22 protein-coding genes are annotated in these 24,110 nt (G+C 56.1%); 13 read left to right on the forward strand and 9 right to left on the reverse strand.

Annotated features, from left to right (window positions below; genetic code table 11):
* The first annotated feature begins 21 nt into the window (after positions 1–21).
* The 5 genes from D467_RS0105670 to astB are packed head-to-tail and all read left to right on the forward strand — an operon-like array spanning position 22 to position 6,245.
* Positions 22–1,236, forward strand: coding sequence for an aspartate aminotransferase family protein (locus D467_RS0105670; RefSeq protein WP_018916547.1), 1,215 nt, complete (start codon positions 22–24; stop codon positions 1,234–1,236).
* A 38-nt stretch (positions 1,237–1,274) separates the two neighbouring features.
* Positions 1,275–2,357 (forward strand): arginine N-succinyltransferase, encoded by a 1,083-nt coding sequence (gene astA / locus D467_RS0105675; RefSeq protein ID WP_018916548.1) that lies wholly within the window; start codon positions 1,275–1,277, stop codon positions 2,355–2,357.
* A complete protein-coding gene (astA, locus tag D467_RS0105680) occupies positions 2,357–3,385 on the forward strand; it encodes an arginine N-succinyltransferase (RefSeq protein ID WP_018916549.1) in 1,029 nt (342 codons plus the stop codon). Before astA (D467_RS0105675) ends, astA (D467_RS0105680) begins: the two co-directional genes overlap by 1 nt.
* 17 nt (positions 3,386–3,402) lie before the next feature.
* A complete protein-coding gene (gene astD / locus D467_RS0105685) occupies positions 3,403–4,875 on the forward strand; it encodes a succinylglutamate-semialdehyde dehydrogenase (RefSeq protein WP_018916550.1) in 1,473 nt (490 codons plus the stop codon).
* On the forward strand, positions 4,872–6,245 hold the full coding sequence (gene astB, locus D467_RS0105690) for an N-succinylarginine dihydrolase (RefSeq protein WP_018916551.1): 1,374 nt from the start codon (positions 4,872–4,874) through the stop codon (positions 6,243–6,245). Before astD ends, astB begins: the two co-directional genes overlap by 4 nt.
* A gap of 64 nt (positions 6,246–6,309) precedes the next feature.
* Here astB and D467_RS0105695 read toward each other — a convergent pair whose 3' ends face one another.
* Positions 6,310–7,236 carry a DMT family transporter gene (locus D467_RS0105695; RefSeq protein ID WP_018916552.1) on the reverse strand — a complete coding sequence of 309 codons (927 nt, stop codon included), beginning with the start codon at positions 7,234–7,236 and terminating at the stop codon, positions 6,310–6,312.
* A gap of 108 nt (positions 7,237–7,344) precedes the next feature.
* Here D467_RS0105695 and D467_RS0105700 point away from each other — a divergent pair, with 108 nt between their 5' ends.
* Positions 7,345–7,833: a MarR family winged helix-turn-helix transcriptional regulator gene (locus D467_RS0105700; RefSeq protein WP_018916553.1), complete on the forward strand. Its 489-nt coding sequence runs from the start codon at positions 7,345–7,347 to the stop codon at positions 7,831–7,833.
* A 36-nt stretch (positions 7,834–7,869) separates the two neighbouring features.
* On the opposite strand, the gene D467_RS0105705 is transcribed toward D467_RS0105700, so the two are convergent.
* On the reverse strand, positions 7,870–8,748 hold the full coding sequence (locus D467_RS0105705; protein WP_018916554.1) for a LysR family transcriptional regulator: 879 nt from the start codon (positions 8,746–8,748) through the stop codon (positions 7,870–7,872).
* Between the two features lie 88 nt (positions 8,749–8,836).
* Between D467_RS0105705 and D467_RS0105710 the strand changes: the two genes are divergently transcribed.
* A complete protein-coding gene (locus D467_RS0105710; RefSeq protein ID WP_018916555.1) occupies positions 8,837–9,589 on the forward strand; it encodes an NAD(P)H-dependent oxidoreductase in 753 nt (250 codons plus the stop codon).
* A 128-nt stretch (positions 9,590–9,717) separates the two neighbouring features.
* On the opposite strand, the gene D467_RS19075 is transcribed toward D467_RS0105710, so the two are convergent.
* From D467_RS19075 to D467_RS0105725, 4 genes are read right to left on the reverse strand one after another with little or no spacing between them, the layout of a single operon-like run.
* Positions 9,718–10,689, reverse strand: coding sequence for a YncE family protein (locus D467_RS19075; RefSeq protein WP_208596462.1), 972 nt, complete (start codon positions 10,687–10,689; stop codon positions 9,718–9,720).
* A gap of 20 nt (positions 10,690–10,709) precedes the next feature.
* Positions 10,710–11,093, reverse strand: coding sequence for a COG1361 family protein (locus D467_RS19985; RefSeq protein ID WP_208596463.1), 384 nt, complete (start codon positions 11,091–11,093; stop codon positions 10,710–10,712).
* Between the two features lie 45 nt (positions 11,094–11,138).
* Positions 11,139–12,146: an alpha/beta hydrolase gene (locus D467_RS0105720; protein ID WP_018916556.1), complete on the reverse strand. Its 1,008-nt coding sequence runs from the start codon at positions 12,144–12,146 to the stop codon at positions 11,139–11,141.
* An 11-nt stretch (positions 12,147–12,157) separates the two neighbouring features.
* Positions 12,158–14,389: a TonB-dependent siderophore receptor gene (locus tag D467_RS0105725; RefSeq protein ID WP_018916557.1), complete on the reverse strand. Its 2,232-nt coding sequence runs from the start codon at positions 14,387–14,389 to the stop codon at positions 12,158–12,160.
* A gap of 259 nt (positions 14,390–14,648) precedes the next feature.
* Between D467_RS0105725 and D467_RS0105730 the strand changes: the two genes are divergently transcribed.
* The gene (locus D467_RS0105730; RefSeq protein ID WP_018916558.1) at positions 14,649–15,107 is read left to right on the forward strand and encodes a GNAT family N-acetyltransferase; all 459 of its coding nucleotides are present in this window, start codon (positions 14,649–14,651) and stop codon (positions 15,105–15,107) included.
* Positions 15,108–15,134: 27 nt separating this feature from the next.
* A complete protein-coding gene (gene bluB, locus D467_RS0105735; RefSeq protein WP_018916559.1) occupies positions 15,135–15,824 on the forward strand; it encodes a 5,6-dimethylbenzimidazole synthase in 690 nt (229 codons plus the stop codon).
* 1 nt (position 15,825) lies between these two features.
* Here the strand turns inward: bluB and D467_RS0105740 are convergent, their stop codons facing one another.
* Positions 15,826–17,316, reverse strand: a complete 1,491-nt coding sequence (locus D467_RS0105740) for a sensor domain-containing diguanylate cyclase (protein ID WP_244147805.1) — start codon at positions 17,314–17,316, stop codon at positions 15,826–15,828.
* Positions 17,317–17,514: 198 nt separating this feature from the next.
* On the opposite strand from D467_RS0105740, the gene D467_RS0105745 reads away from it, so the two are divergent.
* The 4 genes from D467_RS0105745 (at position 17,515) to D467_RS0105760 (ending at position 20,792) form a co-directional block, all read left to right on the forward strand.
* Positions 17,515–18,003 carry a GNAT family N-acetyltransferase gene (locus D467_RS0105745; protein ID WP_018916561.1) on the forward strand — a complete coding sequence of 163 codons (489 nt, stop codon included), beginning with the start codon at positions 17,515–17,517 and terminating at the stop codon, positions 18,001–18,003.
* 9 nt (positions 18,004–18,012) lie between these two features.
* Positions 18,013–18,924: a LysR family transcriptional regulator gene (locus tag D467_RS0105750; protein WP_018916562.1), complete on the forward strand. Its 912-nt coding sequence runs from the start codon at positions 18,013–18,015 to the stop codon at positions 18,922–18,924.
* 154 nt (positions 18,925–19,078) lie between these two features.
* On the forward strand, positions 19,079–19,306 hold the full coding sequence (locus D467_RS0105755) for a hypothetical protein (RefSeq protein WP_018916563.1): 228 nt from the start codon (positions 19,079–19,081) through the stop codon (positions 19,304–19,306).
* A complete protein-coding gene (locus D467_RS0105760) occupies positions 19,299–20,792 on the forward strand; it encodes a sodium:solute symporter family protein (RefSeq protein ID WP_018916564.1) in 1,494 nt (497 codons plus the stop codon). Before D467_RS0105755 ends, D467_RS0105760 begins: the two co-directional genes overlap by 8 nt.
* Before the next feature lie 36 nt (positions 20,793–20,828).
* Here the strand turns inward: D467_RS0105760 and D467_RS0105765 are convergent, their stop codons facing one another.
* Both D467_RS0105765 and D467_RS0105770 read right to left on the reverse strand, forming a co-directional pair.
* On the reverse strand, positions 20,829–22,682 hold the full coding sequence (locus tag D467_RS0105765) for a diguanylate cyclase (protein WP_018916565.1): 1,854 nt from the start codon (positions 22,680–22,682) through the stop codon (positions 20,829–20,831).
* 369 nt (positions 22,683–23,051) lie between these two features.
* Positions 23,052–24,110: an SPFH domain-containing protein gene (locus D467_RS0105770; protein WP_018916566.1), complete on the reverse strand. Its 1,059-nt coding sequence runs from the start codon at positions 24,108–24,110 to the stop codon at positions 23,052–23,054.

Consider the following 24,110-nt stretch of genomic DNA (forward strand, 5'->3'; position numbering starts at 1 on the left):
TTCTATTGGAGAGTTTGCCCCATGAGCACGACCCCGACTCGGCAGGATTTTGATCACTACATGACCCCCAACTATGCACCGCAGCAGATTATCCCGGTGCGCGGAGAAGGTAGCCGATTATGGGATCAGCAGGGGCGTGAATATATCGACTTTGCGGGCGGCATTGCGGTGAACTCGCTGGGTCACTGCCACCCTGTATTGGTTAACGCGCTGAAAGAGCAAGGTGAAAAGCTCTGGCACCTCTCCAATATCTATACCAATGAGCCCGCCCTTAAGCTGGCCAAAAAGCTGGTCGAACGCACCTTTGCCGACAAGGTGTACCTATGCTCTTCCGGCGGTGAAGCCAACGAAGCGGCGCTGAAGCTGGCACGCCGTTACGCTGTAGATAATTACGGTGAACAGAAAGACAAGATCATTTCATTCAACCAGTCCTTCCATGGCCGCACGCTGTTTACCGTGAGTGTGGGTGGCCAGCCCAAGTACTCCCAAGGTTTTGGCCCAGTGCCTGGCGGCATTTTGCACGCTGAGTTTAATGATCTGGAAAGTGTGCGCGCCTTAATGGGCGATGACACCTGCGCGGTGATGGTCGAGCCCATGCAGGGCGAGGGCGGCATCTTGCCCGCCACTCCAGAATTTTTGAAAGGCCTGCGCGAGCTGTGCGATCAGTACAATGCTCTGCTGGTGTTTGATGAGGTTCAGACCGGCGTTGGCCGTTGCGGTACGCTTTATGCCTACGAGCGCTATGGCGTGACGCCGGATATTCTCACCAGTGCCAAATCGCTGGGTGGTGGCTTCCCCGTCGGCGCAATGCTGGCAACCGATAAAGTCGCCAAATCCCTCGCCTTTGGAACCCATGGTTCTACCTACGGCGGTAACGCCTTGGGTTCAGCGATTGCGCTGGCTGCTCTGGAATTTATCGATACGCCTGACGTGCTGGAAGGCGTGCAAAAGCGCCATGACCTTTTCCGTGAACATCTGGAAACCATTAATCGCAAGCACGGCGTATTTAAAGAGATTCGCGGTATGGGGCTGCTGATGGGCGCCCAGATGTCGGATGCCTATGAAGGCCGCGCCAAGGACATTCTGCCGTTGGCAATCGAGGAAGGTGTAATGGCGCTGATCGCAGGCCCTAACGTGCTTCGCCTGGCGCCGTCACTGGTAGTGCCAGAGGCAGACATCGCCGAAGGCATGGCCCGTCTGGAGCGTGCGATTGAGCGCCTTGTTGCCAACGCATGAATTCGCCCACGGCGACATCGAGAGAGGGGGCGTCAAGAATGCTGGTCATTCGTCCGGTAGAAATGGCGGATTTAGAAGCGCTGGTCATGTTGGCAGAGCACGCGACTCCCAAGCTCACCAACTTACCTGCTAATCGTGAACGTCTGGAGGAGCGCATTACGCGCTCCCTGGCGTCGTTTAACGACGATATCGAATTTCCGGGTAACGAGCACTATACCTTCGTTTTGGAAAACAGCGCGCAGGTGGATGAAGCGGGTAATGGTGAAGTACTGGGAACGGCCACCATTCGTGCCCAGGCGGGTGCCAGTGAAGCCTATTATACCTATCGTCAGGAAACCCTGATTCACGCCTCGCAGCAACTAAACGTACGCCGCGAAGTACAAACCCTGGCCCTCTCCCATGAGGTGTCTGACGCCACGTTACTTTGCGCCTACTCGTTAAATCCGCGCTATAAAGGCACCAGCGCTGAAAGCCTGCTTCGCCGTGCCCGGCTGATGTTTATTGCCCAGTACCCCGAGCGTTTTTCGCGCATATTGGCCGTGGCGTTTCCCGGTTACCTGGATGCCCAAAACGAATCACCTTTTTGGGAAAGCGTGGGCCATCACTTTTTTGCCCGCAGTTTTCACGATATCAATCATATTGCGGGAGTGCGCTCCAAAAGCTTTATTGCCGAGGTAATGCCGCAGTTTCCGTTGTATCTGCCACTGCTTACCCCACAAGCCCGGGCCGCGATTGGCCGGGAGCATCCCGCCCACGAGGACGCCTTGCAAGAGATGCTGGCGGAAGGGTTTGTGCGCTCGCGCCATGTGGATATTTTCGATGCAGGCCCGATTGTCAAAGCCGAGCGCGAGCGTCTCGCGACCTTTTGCCGGGCCGCCTGGCACCCGGTACGAATTCGTCCGGAAAGCGCCTTGCCGGATGCTGAGCCTGCCTTGATTGCCAATCAGGCGCTGGATAACTTCCGCTGTATTGTGACGCGCTACGCGCTTTCGCCCACTGGCCAGCTGATGCTTTCACAAGCGGATGCCAAACGTCTCGGCGTGGAAGAAGGCCGGGCTGTATTTGCCGCGCCGCTCACCCTGCCTACGGCGGTGGATGCCTTTGATGAAGGAGAGCTATGATGCGCATTCGACCGATTGCCCGGGCTGACGCCGATGGGCTGCTGGCGCTTGCGCAGCAGGCGGGGGTGGGGTTTACCTCGTTACCTAGCAATCGCGAGTTTCTCGCCGGCAAAATTGAATCTTCCGTTCGCGCGTTCGAAGAGCGCACCCCCGTCAACGACCGGCTTTACTTCTTCGTATTGGAAGATGAAGACAATGGCGAGCTGGCCGGCTGCTGTGCGATTGAAGGTCAGGTAGGCCATGAAGTGCCTTTCTATAACTATCGGCTGGGCACGCTGGCCCATTCGTCGGTACAGCTGGATTTGCACCGCACCATCGATACGCTGTTTCTAAGTTCTGACCATACCGGAGATGCAGAAGTCTGCTCGCTGTTTTTGCGTCCGGAATACCGCGGTGAGGCAAACAAGCATCTGCGCAACGGTGCGCTGCTCTCCAAAGCCCGCTGGCTGTTTATTGCTCAGTTTCGTGACCGCTTCCCCGAAAAAGTGCTCGCCGAAATGCGCGGCGTGTTCGATGAGCAGAACCGTAGTCCCTTCTGGGAAAGTCTGGGCAAGCATTTCTTCCCCATGGACTTTAATGAAGCCGATCGGCTAACGGGGTTGGGGCAGAAAAGCTTTATTGGCGAGCTGATGCCGCGCTTTCCCATTTACACCACCTTTATGGCCGAAGAGGCGCGCGCGTGTATTGGCCAAGTACATCGTCATACGAGACCCGCGCTTGAAATGCTCAAAAAAGAGGGGCTGCGCTGGGAAGGCTACATCGACATTTTCGATGGCGGCCCGACGGTTGAAGCCTACATTGATGATGTGCGGGCCGTGCGCAATTCACAGCTTTATCAAGTCGAAGTAGCCGCTAATGCCCCTGAAGAGAGCGTTAGCCGTTGGCTGGCAGCGACCATTTCCATGCAGTCCTTTACTGCCGCATGGATAGGCCGCGCGCCCACCCGTGACACGATTGTTTTAAGCAGCACAGAAGCGCAGCGTCTTGGGGTTACCTCGGGCGATACCGTTCGGCTTCTGGAAACCTAAAAGACGAGGAGAATACGATGCACGCCCAACAGCAGCAGCTTATCAACGGCGTCTGGATGGACGGCGCTGCAGAATCGCTAAACAAGTACGATCCTGTGTCAGGCGAACTGCTCTGGCAAGGGGTGTCGGCCAGCCGTACTCAGGTCGAGAGCGCGGTGAAAGCTGCCCGCAACGCTTTTCCCGCGTGGGCAAAAATGCCCTTTAGCAAACGCCAGGCCCTCGTCGAACGCTTTGCCGATGTCATCAAAAGCCGCGGTGAAGCGTTAGCGACAGCGATTGCCAGTGAAACCGGCAAACCGCTTTGGGAAGCACGCACCGAAGTAGGCGCGATGGTCGGCAAGATAGCGCTTTCGATTAAAGCCTACACCGAGCGCACCGGCGAGCGTGAAAAACCGGTAGGCAGCGCCAAAGCGGTCCTGCGTCATCGACCTCACGGCGTCATGGCCGTATTCGGCCCGTATAACTTTCCAGGCCATCTGCCCAATGGTCATATGGTGCCTGCCCTGCTGGCGGGCAATACCGTGGTCTTCAAGCCCAGTGACCAAACACCGCTGACCGCCGATTTAACCCTGCAGTGCTGGCTGGAAGCCGGGTTGCCCGAGGGCGTTATCAACCTGGTACAGGGCGGTGTGCCGGTGGGGCAGGCGCTTTCCGCGCACCCCGGTATTGATGGCTTGCTGTTTACCGGCAGCGCCAAGGTCGGCGGCATGTTACAGCAACAGTTTGCAGGCCAGCTGGATAAAATTCTGGCGTTAGAGCTGGGCGGCAATAACCCGCTGGTAGTCAAAGACATCGAAGACGAACGCGCGGCCGTGCTCACCATTTTGCAGTCGGCTTATCTTTCCGGCGGCCAGCGCTGCACCTGCGCGCGTCGGCTTATCGTCCCGCAGGGCGACCAGGGCGACCGGCTTATCGAGGCGCTCTCAGAAGCGATTGCCAAACTACATGTGGCGGGACCGTTTGAAAATAATCCCGAGCCCTTTTATGGCGGCTTGGTAAGCGTGGCCGCAGCCGATGGCTTGCTGGATGCTCAGGAATCATTGGAAGCTTTAGGCGGCACGGTGATCAACCGCATGCAGCGCCTCAAAAAAGGCACCAGTCTGCTCAGCCCGGCGTTAATTGATATGACCGGCCTGGACGTCCCTGATGAAGAGTATTTTGGCCCGCTGCTTAAAATTCATCGTTATAGCGATTGGGATGAAGCGCTCAAGCTTGCCAACGATACGCGGTACGGGCTTTCGGCCGGGCTAATTGGCGGTGATCAAGACGATTGGGATGATTTCCTGCTGCGCATTCGCGCGGGCATCGTGAACTGGAACCGCCAAACTACCGGTGCCTCCGGCGATGCGCCGTTCGGCGGTGTGGGCGACAGCGGTAACCATCGCCCCAGCGCCTACTATGCAGCAGACTACTGTGCTTATCCGGTGGCTTCCATGGAGGCCGAGTCTCTGGAAATGCCTGAGACATTGCCGCCGGGAGTTAGCCTATGAGTGGGGCGACGAACAGCGCGTATGGCGTGCGCGAAGTCAATTTCGACGGTTTGGTAGGCCCGACACATAACTACTCGGGGTTGGCGGTAGGTAACGTGGCTTCCATGAGCCATGGTGGCCTGGTCTCCAACCCCAAAGAGGGCGCGCTGCAGGGGCTTTTAAAAATGAAGTCGCTGATGGAAGCGGGCTACGCCCAAGGCGTACTGCCGCCCCAACAGCGCCCGGATATCGGCGCGCTGCGCGAATTGGGTTTTAGCGGCAGCAATCATGACGTGCTTACTCGTGCCGCCGCTGATGCCCCGCAGCTGCTGCGTGCCGTTTGCTCGGCTTCCAGCATGTGGACGGCCAATGCAGGCACCGTTACACCCAGCATCGACGCGCCGGATCGCCGGGTGCACTTTACCCCGGCCAACCTGCAGTCAAGCTTTCACCGCTTTCTCGAGCCGCAAACCACGGGGCGCGTGCTGCAGGCCATTTTTCACAGTGAACAGCACTTCGCCCACCACCCGGTGTTGCCCGCCACGCCTGCATTTTCCGATGAGGGGGCAGCCAATCATACTCGTTTGTGTGGTGAGTACGGTGAGCCGGGCGTGCATCTGTTTGTGTATGGCCGTCAGGCATTTGGTGACGTGCGTAGCGGTGAGCGCGAACCCAAGCGTTATCCCGCCCGCCAAACGTTAGAAGCTAGCCAAGCCGTTGCCCGCCAGCATGGGTTGAGCGAAGCCCAAACGGTGTTTGCCCAGCAGCACCCCGACGCCATTGATGCAGGCGTATTCCATAACGACGTCATCGCCGTGGGCAATGGCCCTGTGCTGCTGTATCACGAAATGGCGTTTTTGGATGAGGAGGGCACGCTCGATGAGCTGCGCCGCAAGATGACAACGCCCTTGATTCCCGTTCGCGTACCGATTGAAGCGGTAAGCCTGGAAGACGCGGTGGCGTCTTACCTGTTTAACTCGCAGCTGCTTTCCAACCCGGATGGCACCATGACACTGGTCGTACCCAGCGAATGCCAGGAGCGTGAGGCGGTCTGGCGCACCGTTCAAGACTACCTGCTGGCAGGCAATAACCCGATCAGTGACGTAGTGGTGAAAGACGTCAAGCAAAGCATGCGCAACGGCGGCGGCCCCGCCTGCCTGCGCCTGCGCGTCGCGCTATCAGAAGACGAGCGCGCAGCCCTCACCGGCCGTGTGTTGCTCACCAATGAGCTTTATGAAGATCTCACCACTTGGATCAATCGTCACTACCGCGACCGTCTCGGCACACAAGACCTCGCCGACCCGAAGCTTGCAGAAGAATCACTCACCGCGTTGGACGAACTAACGCAGCTGCTTAAAATTGGTTCGGTTTATCCGTTTCAGCTGGGGTAGGAAAATAGTGATGTGACGCCGCTCATTCAGCCGACTAACAACAAGATTTTGCAGAGCAGCTTATCTAAGGAAGCTTTCTGGCTTTGCCAATATTCAGCAGGGCGATGCCTGTGCCTATCAGCATGGCGCCGGGTAGTAAGCCCTCGGGTGCGGTTTCTCCCTGTAGCAATATCGCAACGGGTACACCAACTACCGCTCCGACGGAACCCAGTAGGCTAAGAAGCACCGGGCCGCCCGTTTTTTGAAGTAGAAAAAGGAGTAAAAACTGGCCTGCAAACACCGCTGATTGAATGGCGATCAACAGAAGCGGAAGACGCTGCTCGGTTGGAACCTCAAGCGAAAAACCAGGCAGCAGGCCGACACTGAACAGCAGGGCGGCCGCGGCTACTAGCATACCGGGCGCCAGCGCCTCGCCTGACACACCCGCTGGCCAGCGCAGCGTTCGGTAAAGATTGCCGATGGCGAGCAGCACCGGACCCGTCAACGCCAGCAAAATCCACACATAGTCGGCATCAGGCGCGGAAAGCTTGTGAGCCGCCAAGGTGACGGCACCCGCGAGTGCGGACATAACACCCACTGCACGCATCATCTGAAAGCGTTCCAGCTTTAATATCAGCGCGCCAACGTAGGTAAGCAGCGGCGGCAATGTAATCACAAGGGCGACAAAACCTGCACCGATATGCGGAATAGCCGAGAAGAAAATCAGGTTAGAACCCGCCACGCCCACAAAGGCCGAAACAGGGTAGTACTCAAGCGTGCGGCCAGTGACGGGCGGCAAATTGCTGCGTAACGCTGCCACCACCAGCAGAATTAAAGCCGCGCCGGCAATCGACCAAAATAGAAAGGCGAGTGGCGACAGCTGTGCTTCCCCGGCCAGTTTAGCCAAGTTGGTTGAGAGACCAAGCAGCGCACCACCGGTGACAAGATAGATAAATGCGGCAAGCCGCGTATGTTTGGGAAGTGCCCCTGTTCTTGTCTTGGATGAATGCATAGCGTGGCTCTTTTAGTTGCTCTTAAAACGATTTTTAAAATACCTTGATATCAAGGTATATGGCTTTTTACCTTGACGTCAAGCTAAAAGTCGGCAAGCATAAGCGCCATGGATCACGTCGATAAAATACTCGCCCAGTGGCAAAAAGAGCGCCCCGACCTGGATGTCGCCCCTATGGGCACGCTGGGCCGGATCAAGCGGCTGCACCAGAGCCTGATGCGTCGCATGGAGCAGACCTGGGCAGCGTATGGCCTTAACGACTCAAGCTTTGATGTACTGGCCACGCTGCGCCGCGAAGGCCCGCCTTATGCGCTTTCACCCAGCGACTTAATGGCCTCCACCATGGTGACATCCGGCACCATGACGCATCGGCTTCAGCAGTTGGAAAAAGCAGGATTGATTGAGCGTGTCAAAAACCCCGCCGACGGGCGAGGCTTTCTGATTTCGCTATCGGATAAAGGATTTGCGTTAATTGACGAAGTCGTTGCTGCCCATGTGGCGACACAGGCAGAGCTGGTCAGTGGCCTAAGCGATGAACAGCGGGCGCAACTTGATGCGTTGCTTAAGCAGTTTTTGGCAGAATTTGAGCCAGCATAAGACGTATCACGTCGGCTTGGCATATTAGCGGGTGGGTTAATCTGCTTGCTCGCATACTGCTTTCGTTATCGCTTTCATGAAAACCTGCACTCTGGCCGCATAGCGTAAATCGGGGTGAGTCAGAAACCAGAGCTGGGTAGTAAGTTCTTCCACTGGCTTGGTAAGCCGGATTAGCTCCTCGTCATGATCCCCAAGGTAGCAGGGAAGTACCGCAATGCCTGCTCCCTGGCGCACTGCCAGCTGTATTCCCAGCATGCTATCCAATTTGTAGCCCGTGCTTTTACCCATCATCCATTTCTCGAGCGTTGCATCGCCCATATGCGTATCTGGGCCTATCCAGCTTTCACCGTCGAGCGACGTAGGATCCAGCGGTACAGGCGTCGTTTGCCAGCGCTTTTTCTGTCCGTAAATGGCTAAGCAGATATCGCTTAGCTTGCGGCCCACAAGAGTTTCCGGTGGGCTGAGTGTCGGTCGAATGGCAATGTCCGCTTCTCTTCGCGATAGGCTTTGCAACTGGTTTGAGATCACCACTTCCAGCGTAATATCAGGATACTGTTGACGAAACTTTGTTAACAGAGGACATAGCCATCCTGCAAAAAGCGTGTCGGTAGTGGTGATGCGAAGGCTTCCACAAAGCTTCAGGTCTTGCCCAATAAGGCGGCGCTCAGCGCTATCAACCTCTATCTGAACACGCGTTGCCGTTGCCGCCAGATCTTCTCCTGCCAGTGTCGGGGTATAGCCATGCCGATGACGCTCAAACAAAGTGACGTTCAGGCGTTTTTCGATCCCGTTGAGGCGACGAAATACGGTGGCATGGCTGATTCGCAGGTACCGGCCGGCGCCGGATAACGAGCCTGTTTGAGCGATAGCCAATATCACTTGAAGGTCATCCCACTTTAACTGCTGTTCATTCATGCAAACTTCGTTCTCTTTTTTGGGGAATGTTGGTGCAAATATGAGCAGGGTAGCCTGTCATTCAATCCAGCGACAGGTATGAAAGTTCATGAACGTATTGATTGTCACGGCTCATCCAGAGCCACATTCGTTTAATGGTGGGTTGGTCGATACCGCCATTAACCAATTGAAAAAAGCAGGGCATTCGGTTGATGTGGATGATCTTTATGCTGAACGCTTCAATGCGATAGAGCACGCCGAACACTATTCCCAACGAGTTGATCAAGACTATTTCGCACCACTAGATGAGCAGCGCCATCATCACAAAAATGCAGCACTGCCCGCGGATATCCAGCGCGAGTTGGCAAGGCTGGAGTGGGCCGATCTGGTGATCTTTCAGTTCCCGCTATGGTGGCATGCACAGCCTGCTGTACTAAAAGGATGGTTTGATCGGGTATTGGTGTATGGCGGGCGCTACACAAGCCGCATGCGTTACGATCAAGGTTACTTTAAAGGCAAACGCGCCATGCTGTCGGTGACCGCAGGCTCACCGGAAGCCGCTTTTCAACCCTTTGGCCGGGCGGGCAATATGGCGGCCTGGCTATGGCCCATTCACTCATCGCTTTATTACGTAGGGTTTGACGTACTGGCGCCTCAACTGAGTTACGGCGTGCAGGGTGGCGGCATTAAGTATCAGAATGAGGAAGCTCTACGCAAACATCTCAACGTCTGCAAACAGCGCTGGGCCGAGCGTCTAACGCACTGGGAGCGTGAAAAGCCGATACCGTTTGCCGGATGGGAAGACTGGGATGAAGAAGGCATGCTAAGTCAAACGGCACCACTTCGCTGGCGGCTAGGCTAAGGCTGCCTGAGTAAGAAAGTAAGAAAGACAGAAAGGCCGATAGCAGGGAGGTTTTGCCTTAAGGTTTAGGTTTACCATCGCCACCGGCCCAAGCCGGTGACGTTGGTTAAAGACTTGCCAATCGTTTACTAATTGATCGCTTGAATGCGCCGCACGTGGTCGCCCCGAGGGTCATTTTCGCCGCGGGCCTTATTGACCGCGAATATATGACCTTGGCCATCGGCGTGAACGTGATTGGGGTAAGTGCCGCCGTCGATATTGGCGACAAGTTCACCCTCGCGGTTGAGGATGGCGAGCGTACCGGAGGCGCGGTTGCTCACATACGCCAAGCCACTATCGGCTTCAAACGCCACATTGAGCGGGCCAGCGCCGACCGGTACGTCGTGGACGATATCGCCAGATGCGATATCCACGTAAAGCAGATTGTCAGAGCCTTGCGAGGCCACCAGCAACTGTTCACTTTGCGCATCAAAAGCAACGCCGGAGGCGCGGTTGGCGTTGGTCAGCGTAATCACCTTTTCAACACTATCGTTTTGGGTATCGATGACTACCGCCTCGGGAGTGCTGATACTCACGGTAAACAAACGACCAGAGGCTTCATCCAGCGCCAGGCTCATGGGTGTGAATTGCTCACCACGTACGGATGATGAAATCTCGATCTGCCCGAGAGGTTCAAGGGTTGATGCATCGAACACCGATAGATAGTTTTCACCGGTCGCCGAGACATACGCCTTGGCGCGCTGGCTATCGATAATTACATCGCGGGAGTGGGGCACCGTTTCTGCGTCGAACTGTTTAACCAAAGATAAGTCGTCCTGACGATAGACCGCAACGGTATTTTCGCGGGTATTGGTCACCCAGACGTTGCCGTTGGCATCATCCACCCCCACGCCATACGCTGCAAAGACGCGTTCATCATCGTAATCGGGCACCTGGTGTGGCGTCACTCGAGCAATTACTTCAAGGGTATCAGGATCGACTTTAAGTAGTTCTGACTGAGTGACCGGCGGGCGTCCTACTGCGCGGGTGACGAACAGCGCACTGTTTTTAGCGCTATAGGCACTTTGATAGAGACCGGCAGGCAGGGCGGTATCAACCACATCAAAGGCGTCATCGCCGTTTAACGCAATGGGCGGCGAGATTTTAAGCTGGCAGCATAGGGATTTTCGGCGATCAACACCAACGGGTGACGGCCGGGAGCGGCGTCTTCGGGCAGGGTAATGGTCGCGGTGAAGCTGCCATCGTCATCGGCCGTGTAAGCAGTATCGTTAAGTGGCGTATTGCCACGTGAAAGCTCCACGGTCTGGCCGGGGTTGAAATCACGACCCACAAACTCAACATCGCTGCCGGGAAGAATAAGTGGCGTTGTGGCGTAAACGCTGCCCTTAAAATCGGTGTCGGGCTGGTCAAAGACCTGAGCCGATGCCACTGAAGGCAGGGTACATAAAGCGATGATAACGGCCGCTAAAGGCTTGAGGCGATAACCATTGGAAAGGCGTTGCATAGCGTTTGCTCCTTTAAACGTTGGGTAAAAAAGGGTGACGTATCGTCATCGGATGGTGCCGCGGGTGTTGCTGTGATCCGGTATGCCTACCACTTGATGAAGTGCATCCATCAGCGATGCACGAAACGTCAGGCCATGGCTTAACTCTGGAAATTCGCGGTAGCTGGCCTGTATGCCGTGAACCAGTTGAAGCCGTTCGGCAAGCTTTTCGGTTGAATCGGTGGGAACACTCGCGACGCGCCGCAGATGTGCCTGCACCCGTGGGTTACTCATATCGCGGTGGCGGGTATCGCGTGCGCGTTCGCCGCCGCCCATGCTTAACAGAACACGCGCTGGACGAGCGGAGTTGTTAGCAGTGAACCGGCGCTCGGGTTCACCCAGCAGGGCGCCATCGGCCCACCAGAGCGAAGGGCTGCCCGCGGCATAAGTACTGAATGCGCCGGTACGGGTATACAGTGTATGCAGTGCAAAAAGCCCGCCCAGTGAATGGCCCCACAGCGTTTGCTGCGTTGTATCCGTTTTGACACGCGTGGCGATTTCCGGGCGTATCTGGCGCTCAATCGTTTCTAAAAAGGCATTCGCACCGCCGCCTCGGCGCTCTGGTGGTGTCTCGGCGTTATCATCAGGTAAAGCGCTAAAGGTGTAATCCCGCATGCGCGCCGGATCGATGCGCAGGTCATTGGCGTAGCCCAAAAATACTAAGACAGGCGGGGCCGTTTGCAAGGCAAGCTCTTTGAGCAGGTCCGTATCGAACTCCATCAGGGCAGCGTTGCCATCCAGCATCCAGAACGCCGGAAAACCGGCCTCGGGGGCAGCCCCCGTCGGGATGGCGAGCGTCACGCGCCAGTGGCGTTCATCATCTGCGCTTGCAACGCTAAAGCGCTCAAAACGATACTCATCAAGCGATTCATCCAGCACGGTATGCGCTAGCGACATGGTAGGCTCACGTTGCTGTGCCAATGCAGCGGTACTCCCAAAACAGATAAGTGCCAGGGTAAGAGCCGCCCCTAACAGGTGCGGCAAGCGATAGGTTTTGTAAGGGGTTAACAACATACGCAGCCCGTTTAGAAATCCATATTCAGCGACATGAAGTAGGCCCGTCCCGGCTCGTTATAGGTGGCAGCACCAGAGCCAAGGCCCGTGTTTTCACGATAGAGGCGCTCGTTGAATAGATTCTCAACCCCTGCGCCCAGGCGTAGGTCATTGGTCAGATAGTATTGGGCGCTCAACCCCCAAACGCTGTAGGGGCCCCTTACGCTAAGCTCTTCGCCTGATTGCGGGGCCCCGCTGATGCTGCGCGTCGGAGGCGTCTGTTTGCCATACCAAGTGCCCTTGAATAGCATGGAAAGGTCGGCGGTTGCCCACCAGTCAAGCGAGGTATTGAGCGTGTACTCGGGAACAATGGAAAGCGGCTGGCCGGTTTGCTGGTTTTTATTCTCTACCATATAGGTAAAGTTGTTGTTCCAGCTGAGCGTGTTGCCATTGTCGCCTATCAAGGGGACCCGCAGGTTGCCTTCCAGGCCGCTTACCACCGCCTTGGAAGCGTTCTGCCACTGGAAAACACCGCCATTGTCGGACACCGTTCGGCCCACTTCATCCAGGCCTGCCTGAATACGATTGTCGTAATCGTTATGGAAGTAGGTCAGTGACGCGTGGTAGCCGTTATCGGCCCACTCAATGCCGATCTCCTTGTTCAAGCTGATTTCCGGGTCAAGGTCACTGTTGCCCTGAACGTAACACCCGCCGCCGCTGTTGCCCGTGTAGCCAAAGGGGCAGCCGTTACCACGGGTATAATAGAGATAGTTATCGTTGGCCTGATAAAGATTGGGCGCTTTAAAGGCTCGCGCAATACCGCCTTTCAAGGTGACGGTATCCGTGGCGTGAAACTGAGTATTCAGGCTGGGGCTCACGTGATTGCCGAACTGGCTATGGTGATCCAGACGTACACCGGGCGTTACGATCCAGCGCTCGCCCAGGTAGATATTGTCTTCTACAAAGACGGCGGTTGTCTGGGCGTCCGCTTTGCCATCCTGATTGCTTGAGTCGATTCCTGGCACCGAATCGCCCCAGTTGACGGCGCCTTGAACAGCGTACGCGTCTTCAAGGCGACTATCTTGATGCTCGAAACCCACGGTCCAGACGTGTTCATTGCCAGCTAACTGGGTTGGAAGATTCACCTCGCCATCGAGCCGGTAATTGCGCAGCCTGGAGGTCGACCAATCCTGATCGTTGCTGATACTCCCTTCCGGGCCCCCGGCTAGGCCTTCGTCCAAACGTGCATTATTGGTGCCTTCAAAGCCGAGCGTTAAGCGCGATGTATTCTCGCCCCAGTTACCTCGGTGAGTGAGTGAGGCGGTATTGCGATACATCCGGTTGGTTTCCGCGCCGCCATTGGCAAGCTCGGTGAGCAGCTCGGTGCCATCGACTCGAACGGCGCGGTCTCCTGCGTAAATATTACCCTGGCGGCTAGTGCCAGCCTCAAGCTCGATCACATTAGCGTCGTTCACATCCCAGCGTAGAAGACCATTGATATCGCGATTTCGAACGCCTTCGCGTCCGGCTGGCGGTGTGGCATCCGGGGTTGAGGCGAAGTCAGCGTTAACATCCAGCGAGTCGGCATCGGTGCGTGCGACGTTGCCATAAAGTCGAAACGAGAGGTTCTCCAGCAGCGGCCCGGTCAGAACGAATCCCGCACGCTGCGTGTCGCCTTCGGCACTATCTTCCGGCAGGCGCCCATACAGATTTACAGAACCGCTGAACGTATCAGAGGGCTGCTTGGTAATAATGTTAACAACACCGCCAGAGGCGCCAGAGCCATAGCGGGCAGCGGCTGGCCCGCGCAGCACTTCGATGCGCTCGACAGCCTCTGCGGGCACCCAGTTGGTGTCGCCACGGGTGTTGCGTTCACCGCTGCGGCCCATGCGCACTGAGTTACGCGAGCCGACCGGTCTGCCGTCGATCAGTACCAGAGTGTTTTCAGGCCCCATGCCGCGCAAATCGATTTGACGGTTGTTGCCGTACTGGCCTGAGGCGGTATTGCCGGTTAGGTTGACCCCTGGCATGGTTCTTATCAGTTCGGAAAGGTCGTTGGCGGGTGGGCGTTGCTCGATATCGTCGGCGGTAATCGTCGATGCTCCCAATGCCTGGCTTGCAATGGCTTCAGCGGTCACATAGAGCGTGTCGAATGCCTTTTCGTCACTAGTGTGTTCCTGGGCGAAAAGCGGGTTTGAAAGGGCCAGGGCAACAGCAAGGGAAAGCGAAGAAAGCGCATATGGCGCCGACAAAGTGCGAGGCATTGAGGGTAACTCCCTAAAGCGTGGATATAGGCTGAAGCAAGCAAAGCGAATACGGCGACGGCTAAACGCAAAATGTAATGCTAATTTAAATGATAATCGTTTTCAATATCGAATTGGTATTTACTAATGCCGTGACCAGTACTGCCGGAGGTAGCTGCAGAAAGGGATGCTCATCTGCCTCGCTGTGATAGCCCGTCACTTACTTGTCTGTATAATCGGCTTTTAATAAACGACATCCTGTTCAAGAGAGAAGGCCGGTATGCCGCTATGTTTTCACTGGGCGCGATTTGATGAGCTGAGTACCCGCGCGTTTTACGAGATCGTCAAAGCGCGTGTAATGGTGTTTGTGGTAGAGCAACAGTGTGCCTACCAGGAAGTAGACGAACTGGATCCTCTAGCCTGGCATCTTACCGCTACGGTTGAGGGGGAGCTGGCGGCGTATATCCGTGTGGTGGGGCCGGGGGATAAATTCGCCGAGCCTTCCATTGGCCGAGTGATGACCCTTAACGCTTTCCGAGGCTGTCAATATGGCCGCGAGCTGATGGCGGAGGCGATTCGTTTTACCGAGCAAACCTATCCGGGCCTGGGTATCAAGATTGGCGCACAAGTCTATTTGAACGCTTTCTACGAGTCGTTTGGGTTCGAGCGCATCAGTGAGCCCTACGATGAAGACGGCATACCGCATATTGATATGGTCAAACCCGCCCCTCACGCTTAAACCACAACGCAACTGGAGTTGATCCCCGTGACCGCCTCAGATGACTCCTTTACAGAGAGTGAACGCCACGGGCTTTATCGCGCCATTTATGAGCGTCGTGACGTGCGCTCCCAGTTTCTTTCCGACCCGATTCCAGCTGACGTGCTGGCGCGTCTGCTGCAGGCCGCCCACCACGCACCTTCGGTTGGATTCATGCAGCCATGGGATTTCATTGTCATTGAAAGTCGTGAGGTCAGGGCATCGATTCTGACGCTGTTTGAGCAGGCCAATGAAAAAGCTGCCGAACGCTTTACCGGTGAGCGCAAGAATCTTTATAAAGGCCTCAAGCTTCAGGGCATTCTGGAAAGTCCGCTCAATCTCTGTATTACCTGCGATCGCAGCCGTGGTGGCCCTCACGTGTTGGGGCGCGACAGCATCATGGAGACCGATCTGTTCAGTACTTGCCTGGCGGTGCAGAACCTGTGGCTGGCGGCGCGGGCAGAAGGCGTCGGGGTAGGTTGGGTCAGTGTTCTTGACCAAACTCAGTTGAGCGCAGCTCTCAACCTGCCTGAACATGTTTATCCTGTGGCGTATCTATGCCTTGGCTATGTCAGCGAGTTTCTGGATCAGCCGGAGCTTGAAGCAAGGGGCTGGCGCTCACGCTTGCCACTCAGTGAGCTGGTACATGGAGATACCTGGGGCCAGCCTTTTGCTGGCACTTTCGAAAGCGGCAGTTGAGCTAGCGATTGCCCTTTTGGCGACGCTGGCGTTTGTCGGCATACATGCGCTCATCCGCCAAGCTAAATACGTGTTGTGCACGCGCTTCCTGAGAGCTTGCGCAGCCAAGACTCACACTTATTTCCATGGTTTTGTGGCCATTGTCGGCGGTGGTGATAACGCAGCTCTGCCCCTTGAGGTCAGTTCTAATAAGGTGGGTGAGTCGATGCGCTTCTGTAAGGCCGGTAGTAGGCAGTAGTGCCACAAACTCGTCGCCGCCGTAACGCGCCAGTATGCCGCCTTCCGCGATATAGCTCGCTAGATATTCGCCCACGGTGGTGATGAGTTGGTCCCCCGCTGCGTGCCCGTAGCGGTCGTTGACCTCCTTGAGCCTATCGACATCCATTATGATAATGGCAAAGTCCTGCTTGGGAGCCTGCGTTTTGGCTTCTATCGTCAGTTTCAGCGCCGCTTCGAAGTAACCACGATTGTAAAGTCCCGTGAGCACATCGCGCTCGGCAGCTTCCTTTAGCGCAAGATGCAGCAGCTTGTTTTCGGCAGCGGCCGCCAGGTGGTCGGCAAACACGGGAAGTATCTGTTCCAGGCCGTCGTACAGCCGGGGAGCCTTTACCATTAGCCAGCCTTCGTAAAGACTCAGACGTCGGCCCATGGAGGAGACATAGAGCGTTTCGCCTTCACCGGTTTGCAGCAGGGTGACCGGCTGCTCGGCCTGGGTATTAAAGCTTGTCAGCAGGCGTCTAAGACGCTGTTTGTGCGCTGTGCTCAGGCCTGCACCCTCCGCGTAGCGCGTTACTTCCGGGCGCTTGCGCTCCTGCAGGAAAACGGCAAAGCCATAGTCGGGAAAATGCTTGTGAAGATGGTTCAGCGAGTCGTTTAGTAGTGAGGAAATAGTGGCGGCGCGATTCGCTACCATGCCCAGGCCAAGCAACGCCTGAAATACCCTGTTCTGAAACCTGATCTCGCCGATGCTGCGGCCTATCTGCCGGTTCTGGCTGTAGGTCACGCGGCCCATGGTCAAAAAATAGACAATCGCCCCTGCCCATTGGTAAGTATCAAGCTGGGTACTTACGTAGGGCCGAAAATCAAACCCCGACAGGGCACTGCCGACCAAGGCAGCCCCTATAAACAGAACAGCGGAGGTGAGCATGCGCGATAGCCCGCCAACCACCAGATTGTTCAACAGACAGGCAAGCCCGATAGTGATAGTGGCCAACAGATAAAAATCCAGCACGCTGCACCAAAAGCCGAACAGTAGGCTGTCGAAAAGCAGGTTTCTAAACTCGGCTCGCTTGGAGTTCCGAGCGTTTGCTGCGAGGGCATAAGCGATACCAGGCCACAGCAGTAGCAGGATACCGGGAAGTATCAGCGTCCAACCGCTGCCCTCCGCCTTGGCAATCCATACCGTCAGTCCAAAGGTATGGGCAAAGGCAAAGAAACGCGGTGCGGTTGTTGCCAGGGCAAGACGATGCGTGCGTCCAGATGAAAGCTGCATGCGTGAGGCTGCGCTCAAGGCCATTTGTTACAGACTAGCACTTAAGCGGACAGGACGTCCTAACAGAAACTCAGACCGCACGGGGGCGTAGTCGTACCTTATGATCAACTCTTTATCACCTGCCGATAGGGGATTCGCTGGTAAGCTTTTCGCGATGTCGTTACTGTATTCACCGTTGCTAAACAGGGTGGAAAGATCATGCAAGAGGCGTTTACTCTTCAGCGGTTAAACGCGGATAGCCCCCATGTGCCCGTCGTAGCAAAATGGACGTTCGAGACCTGGGGGCAGCAGCTGCACCCGGGGCGTACGTTTGCCGAAGCGGTGGAAGAGACCCGCCAAGAGTGCGGCAAGCGGGGCGTACCGTCGCTGTTCGTAGCGCTTGAAAACGGCGTGGCGGTGGGCACGGCCAGCCTGATTGCCGAGGATATAGCGAGTCGGCCTGAGCTTGCGCCCTGGCTTGCCTCTGTGTTCGTGCTGCCTCAGTGGCGCGGGCGGGGAATTGCATCACAGCTGGTCCAGCGCGTGGAACAGGAAGCACGCGAAAACGGTATCGAGTGTTTTTATCTGTATACCCCGGACCAGCAGGCGCTCTACCAACGTCTGGGTTGGCAAGAACAAGAGCGAATTGCCTATGGTGGGGAAACGGTAACGATCATGTCCCGCCAGTTGAGTGCAGACATTGACTAAGGAGACATTATGATCAGCGGCCGCGCGCTGCACTATTTCGATACCGTGGCCCGCTGTCGCTCGCTGCGCCAGGCAGCGGCGAGACTCAATATTGCCCCCACGGCTATCAGCCGCCAGATCGATCTACTGGAAGAGCAGCTGGGCGCGCCTTTACTAGAGCGCGGCCCTAGCGGCATCAGCCTGACTGCCGCAGGCGAGCTGCTCGCCGCCCAGGCGCAGCATACGTTGCGCGACCTGGAACGTGTCCAAGAGCATATTGCTGACTTGCAGGGCTTGCGCACAGGGCGCGTGCGCCTTGAAGCCGCCGAAGGCGTGGTAGCAGGGCTCTTGGCGCCTACACTTGCCGATATGGGGCGGCGCTACCCACAACTGCGTTTTAATATAAGTATCGCGAGCGCCGGGCAAATAGTGGAGCGGCTGCGCCTGGGAACGGCGGATATCGGGCTTTCATTTTTCATGCCACGCCACGACGATATCGTCATCGTGGAAAGCGCCCGGCTTGAGCACCACGCGGTAATGGCACTCGATCATCCGCTGGCCGGCGCCCGAGAGGTTTCGCTTGAGTGTCTGGCCAAGCATCGCATTATTTTGCCGGGCGAATCTTTTGGGGCGCGTCAGGCGCTTGAACGCAGCGCTCACCGCGCCGGTATTACACTGATACCCGCCTTTGATACCGCCTCGCTCGAAACCCAGAAAGCGCTGGCGCTGAACGGGGCGGGCGTGTTGATTCTGCCGCCCATGGCAGTCGCGCGGGAGTGCCTACGCAATGAGCTTATCAGCGTGCCGCTAGCCCCCGACGAGCTGGAGCCGGCGCGCATTGATCTGTGCGTTTACCGCCACCGTATAAGAAGCTTCGCTGTCGATGCATGTCTCTCCCATCTTTCTGAGTCCCTGCAAACATTGGATAACCCGCCAACATAAAGGTGCACACAAAAAGTGGACACCATGGCTTTAAATTGGAATAGTGTGTGTCACCTGCGCACGCTATCGAGGCTTACACGCTGCGCTGGCCATCTTTCCAATAACTAACGCTTGTACCGATCGCGACTCGCGAGCGCGCAAGTAGGGAATCGCAATGCGACGTTTGTTCGTTCTGCCCACTTCACGTGCCGGGTGGGGGCTTTTAGCTGCCTTCATCTGTTTGGTCGTAGCGGGCACCTGGCCGGTGATCGGCCTGCTCAATCGAGCCATGCTGGTGTTTGGCATACCGCTGATGATCGTGTGGAGCTACGCAATCATCTTTGCCTGCGTGGGCGTCATGCTTCTCGGCAACCGCATCGTGGAGAGGGACGATCATGAGTAGCGTCTGGCCGTTAGTCATTACCTTGGGGTACGTGGCCATCACCATAGTGATTGGCTTGAAAGCACGCGCCGGGCATCGCATGGACACCCTGGAGCAGTGGGGTGTGGCCGGACGCAGCATGGGGCCGGTGACGCTGTATCTATTGATCGCGGCGGGTAGCGTGAGCGCGTACACCTTCATGGGTGCGCCGGGCTGGGCCTACTCCAAGGGGGTGGCGGTCTTTTATGTGGCGATCTATTTAGCCTATCTGGCGCTGGTGGCCTGGTACTTTGGGCCGAAAGTGTGGCAGTTCGGCGAGCAGTTCGGTCACGTAACCCAGGCAAGCGCCATTGCCGACCGCTACCAGAGCCCCGCACTTGGCGCGTTGGCGGCTCTTGTCATGGCGGTGGGCTCCATTGCCTATGCGGTGCTGCAAACCGTGGGCTCGGCGTACATCCTCTTCGTGATGAGCGGCGGTGCTATTCCCATCTGGCTGGGCGTCATCATCGTACTCGCTTGCATTGCGGTGTATCTCTACATTAGCGGCCAGCGCGCGATTGGGCGCACCAATGCTTTCCAGGGCGCGCTGATGCTGGTGGTCGCCTGGGCGGTGGGGCTCTGGGCGGTACATAGCGCGACCGGCGGGCTCGACATGGGCGCGGTGTTCGAGCGTATCCAGACGGATCACGCCGAGTTTTTAACGCTGCCAGGTGCGCGCGGCGACATGAGCTTCAGCTTCTGGACTACCTCGATCATCGTGTCGATGTTCTCCTTCATGCCGCCGGTGTGGACCCAGTGGATGTGTGCAAGCTCGGCGCGCACGATTCGCCGCAGCGCCACCTGGCTGCCCACTTACTACATCGTGATTTTACCCATGGTGGTGGTCGGGTTTATCGGTATCTACTCGCTGCCGGGGCTGGCCCGCGCCGATACCGTGGTACTGGAGTACGCGATGGCCAACCTGCCGGTCGTGCTGGTGGGGCTTTTGGGCGCCGGGACCCTAGCTGCGTCGATGTCATCAAGCGAGCCGTTCATTCACTCGGTAGCGCTATCGACCACAAAAGACGTGCTTCAGCCGCTGTTCAAGCTATCGGACGCGTTCACCGCGAAGCTTGCGCGCTGGCTATTGCTGCCTATCATGGCGCTGGTAATCGCCCCGCTGGCCATTGCCGAGCCAGGAAGCCTGGTGATGATTCTGCTGGTGGGCCTGGGGTTTGCCTCGCAAGTGCTGCCGGCGTTTATCGGCATGTTCTTCTGGCCGCGGGCGTCAAAGCTTGGCGTCATGGCGGGCATTGTGGCGGGGTTTCTGGTCACCGTGGCGTTTACCACCGTGTGGTCGCATCCGCTGGGCATTCACGCTGGGTTCTGGGGACTGATGCTCAATCTTCCGGTGTTCGTTGCGGTGTCGCTGATCACCCCCGCGACGGAGGCGAGTGTGGTCGAGCGGTTTTTCCGTATCTCGGCGCCGCGTGGCTTGACCCGTCTTGGTAAAGGCACATTAAAGTAGTAAAAGCCGGTTGAGTTAAGTATGGGTAGGCAGTGTTTATAGCTTACGTTCTGATGTTTTATGCATCTTAGGCGATAGCCTGGTGATAGCACCTGCTGGGCTGTGGCTGCCCAGCATAAATTCTTGTGTCTGAGGTGATTCTGCCCACACGATGCAGCGATTGCGGCCGCCGTTTTTAGCCTGATATAGCGCCTCATCAGCCAGTTTCAGTAGCCTGAATGGATCCTGGGTATGGTCTGGATAGGTTGCCACTCCGCAGGAAAACGTCACGTTTCTTAGTAACGTACCCTGGTGCGTTAGAGGGAGTTGGGATGCCAGTTCCAATAGTGCCTTAGCGCGCGCCTCAGCAGCGTTAACTGACGTACCGGGCAACAGGGCAATGAATTCCTCCCCGCCAAATCGGCAAACGATATCGAGTCCGCGAAAGTAATGTCTCAGCAGCGCGCCAATGGCCACCAGCACGCTATCACCGGCATCATGGCCAAAGTGATCGTTGATCTGCTTGAAGTGATCGATATCCAGCATAAGTAGCGATAGTTGACCGACATTTTGCTGTACGCGTCGGCACTCATGAGCAAATACCGTATCAAAATGACGCCGGTTATGCAGGTTAGTGAGGGAGTCTTTAAAGGATAGGCTCTCTAGTTCCTGAACGAGGCGATCAAGTTCCTTTGTACGCGATGATACCTGATGTTCGAGCGTTTCATTAGCCAGCGACATCTGCTGTTGGGTATGACGATAGTGCCATAGAAAGATGGCGGCATTAGCCAGCGAAAAAATCAGTGTACCGTAGCTTAAGGATATGGTGCGCCAGGCAACGAAACCATGGGCTACCAGCATATCAGCCAATAACAGCGGTATGAAAAAAGTGAAGCTAAGCGCCAGTAAGCGTTGCTCGGTACTCAATTCGCGAAACCGAAACAGGGCAAGCATCAGCATGGCAGGCAGCGTAACGACTAGCAGCGCATCAAACACGGGAAACGTGAGGGAAAGACTGACGATACCCGTTTGAACCAAGCCAATTGAGATGGCGAGATAGGCTAAGTGTAGCGTCCAGATTCGTGTCAGCCATCGTTTAGTGGTGCCGTTAAACCAGTGGCTTAGCAGCAGCCCCAGCGCAACCGGTAGCGTGTAATAACTTCCTGCGCGCAACGTATCCCACGCCAAAGCGTTATCAGCAATTAGCTGGCGAGCAGGCGCCTCAGCCAGCAGCATTAGCCCTGAGGCATAGGCAAACAGCGCAATAGCTGCAAAACCGCGCCGCTCGGGGCCCATCAAAGCGAATATGCTGGCTATAAACGCTAAGACGAATACCAGAGCGCCCACTGCAAAATCTTGCACGGACATTTGGATGACGCTTTTCAGCACATCCAGGCGTTCCATTACCTTTACTTCGCCCCACAGGCCGATATTGGTGTAATAGGAAAAAACGCGGATATTGAGCGTCTTACCGGAAAAATCTTCAGGTAGATCGATCATATGCCAGGGCCAGCCAGCAAAATCACCACGCCCCTTGGCATCGAATTCACCATATTGGTAGATCAGTGCATCATCCAGATAGACTTGGCCGATCAGATCGATACTGGTGATATAGAGTACCGGGTCGCTCCAATTACCTTCCGGTAGTACACCGCGAAACCATACGTGTTGCTGGCCGTCTCTTCCCGGTGGATTGGCAGGAAAGCTGATGGGGTTCCAGGTGATCGTTGTATTGTATTGCTGAAAAAGAGTGCCTTGAGAATTAAGAGGAAGATCTCCCCAATGATACTCCCAGCTATGCAGAGGTTGGGGCGCTGTGTCGGCCTTTAAGGCACAAGAAAGAAGCACACCAATACAAAGTGTGATGCCACACAGAATAGCTTTATAGATGCCATACCCACGCAACAACAAAGTTCTGTTCCTGGTCGCTGTTAGGCGGCTGTTAAATGCATCATCACTGGATAATCCGTAGCGATGCTAAAACCCGGCAGGCCAGCCATGACCCGCTAAATAAAAGCGGCTGATGATGCTCGGCTTAGCAAGGGTCAACGAGATCCTGAGGAATTAAAAGCCAGCTAATAAACTTCGCCTACACGCGGTAAAAGAAGTTTGTTTCCCTGCGGCCTGTTTAGAATGGGATGTATCAATATTTTATTATTGGGTAAAGTAAAGCAGTTATATGTCACGTTGACTACAAAAAAAAGTCGGGCTTATCATCACCCGACTTAGTTTGATTTAATTTAAATTAGCGTTGTCTGCTTTTGCATTAGTGATTTTTATTTAGTTGCTGGTGGCTCCGCCTACCACGCCGCTACGAAAGCTGCCGGACTGACCGTTATTGCCCGTACGGTTTTTCAGATGCTCCCCCACGGCATCTTCCGGTGAGCCAGCTAGCTCGCGGAACATGCCCATCGAACCCAGCAGGGCGGAGGACTCATAGGGCACGAAAACGCGCTCGCCATTCTTGGCCATGTTGGGCAGCACCTTGATATAGCTCTGCCCCAGCAGGTAGCCAACCACGGTACGCTTGTCTTCTTCGCTTTCACCGATTGCGTTAAGCACCAGCTTGATGGATTCCTGCTCGCCCTGGGCGCGTAAGATGGCCGATTCCTTGTCGCCCTGTGCGTTAAGAATGGACGACTCGCGCTGGCCCTGCGCCATGGCAATGGCCGCGGATTTTTCACCCTCAGCCTCGGTCACCGTCGCGCGGCGTTTACGTTCGGCGGCCATTTGAAGACGCATGGCCGTTTCCACCTCTTCGGGCATGGCGATATCCTGTACCTCTACACGAGATATCTTGACGCCCCATTTGGAGGCGGGTTCTTCCATGGCCGCCTGAATCTCATTGTTTACCTCGGCGCGCGACTCAAACAGCTTGTCCAGCTCCATTTTACCAACCACCGAGCGCAGCGTGGTTTTGGCCAGAACCTCGACGGCCTGACTCATGTTGACGACTTCGTAAACGGCGCGCTTAGGATCAATAATTTGATAATATAGCGCGCCATTGATACGTACGGTCACGTTGTCGGTCGTGACTACCGGCTGGCCAGGGAAGTCCATAACCGTCTCGCGGCGGTCAATGCGAATCTCATCGGTGGTAATTGCCTGGTACTCCTCACCCATTTTGCGATAGCGCAGCATGGTGATGGCACGGGGCTGCTCGATAAAGGGGACGATGATATTGATCCCGCTTTCGAGTACGCGATTAAACGAGCCGAGGCGCTCAACCACCATGACTTCAGACTGGCGAACAATCACCAGACCTTTGGAAATGATCACGATGCCGATAACGACAACAATCAAGCTAATCAGTAAACCGGGGCTAATAGGTAAATCCAT

Source organism: Vreelandella zhanjiangensis DSM 21076, assembly GCF_000377665.1.
Lineage (GTDB): Bacteria > Pseudomonadota > Gammaproteobacteria > Pseudomonadales > Halomonadaceae > Vreelandella > Vreelandella zhanjiangensis.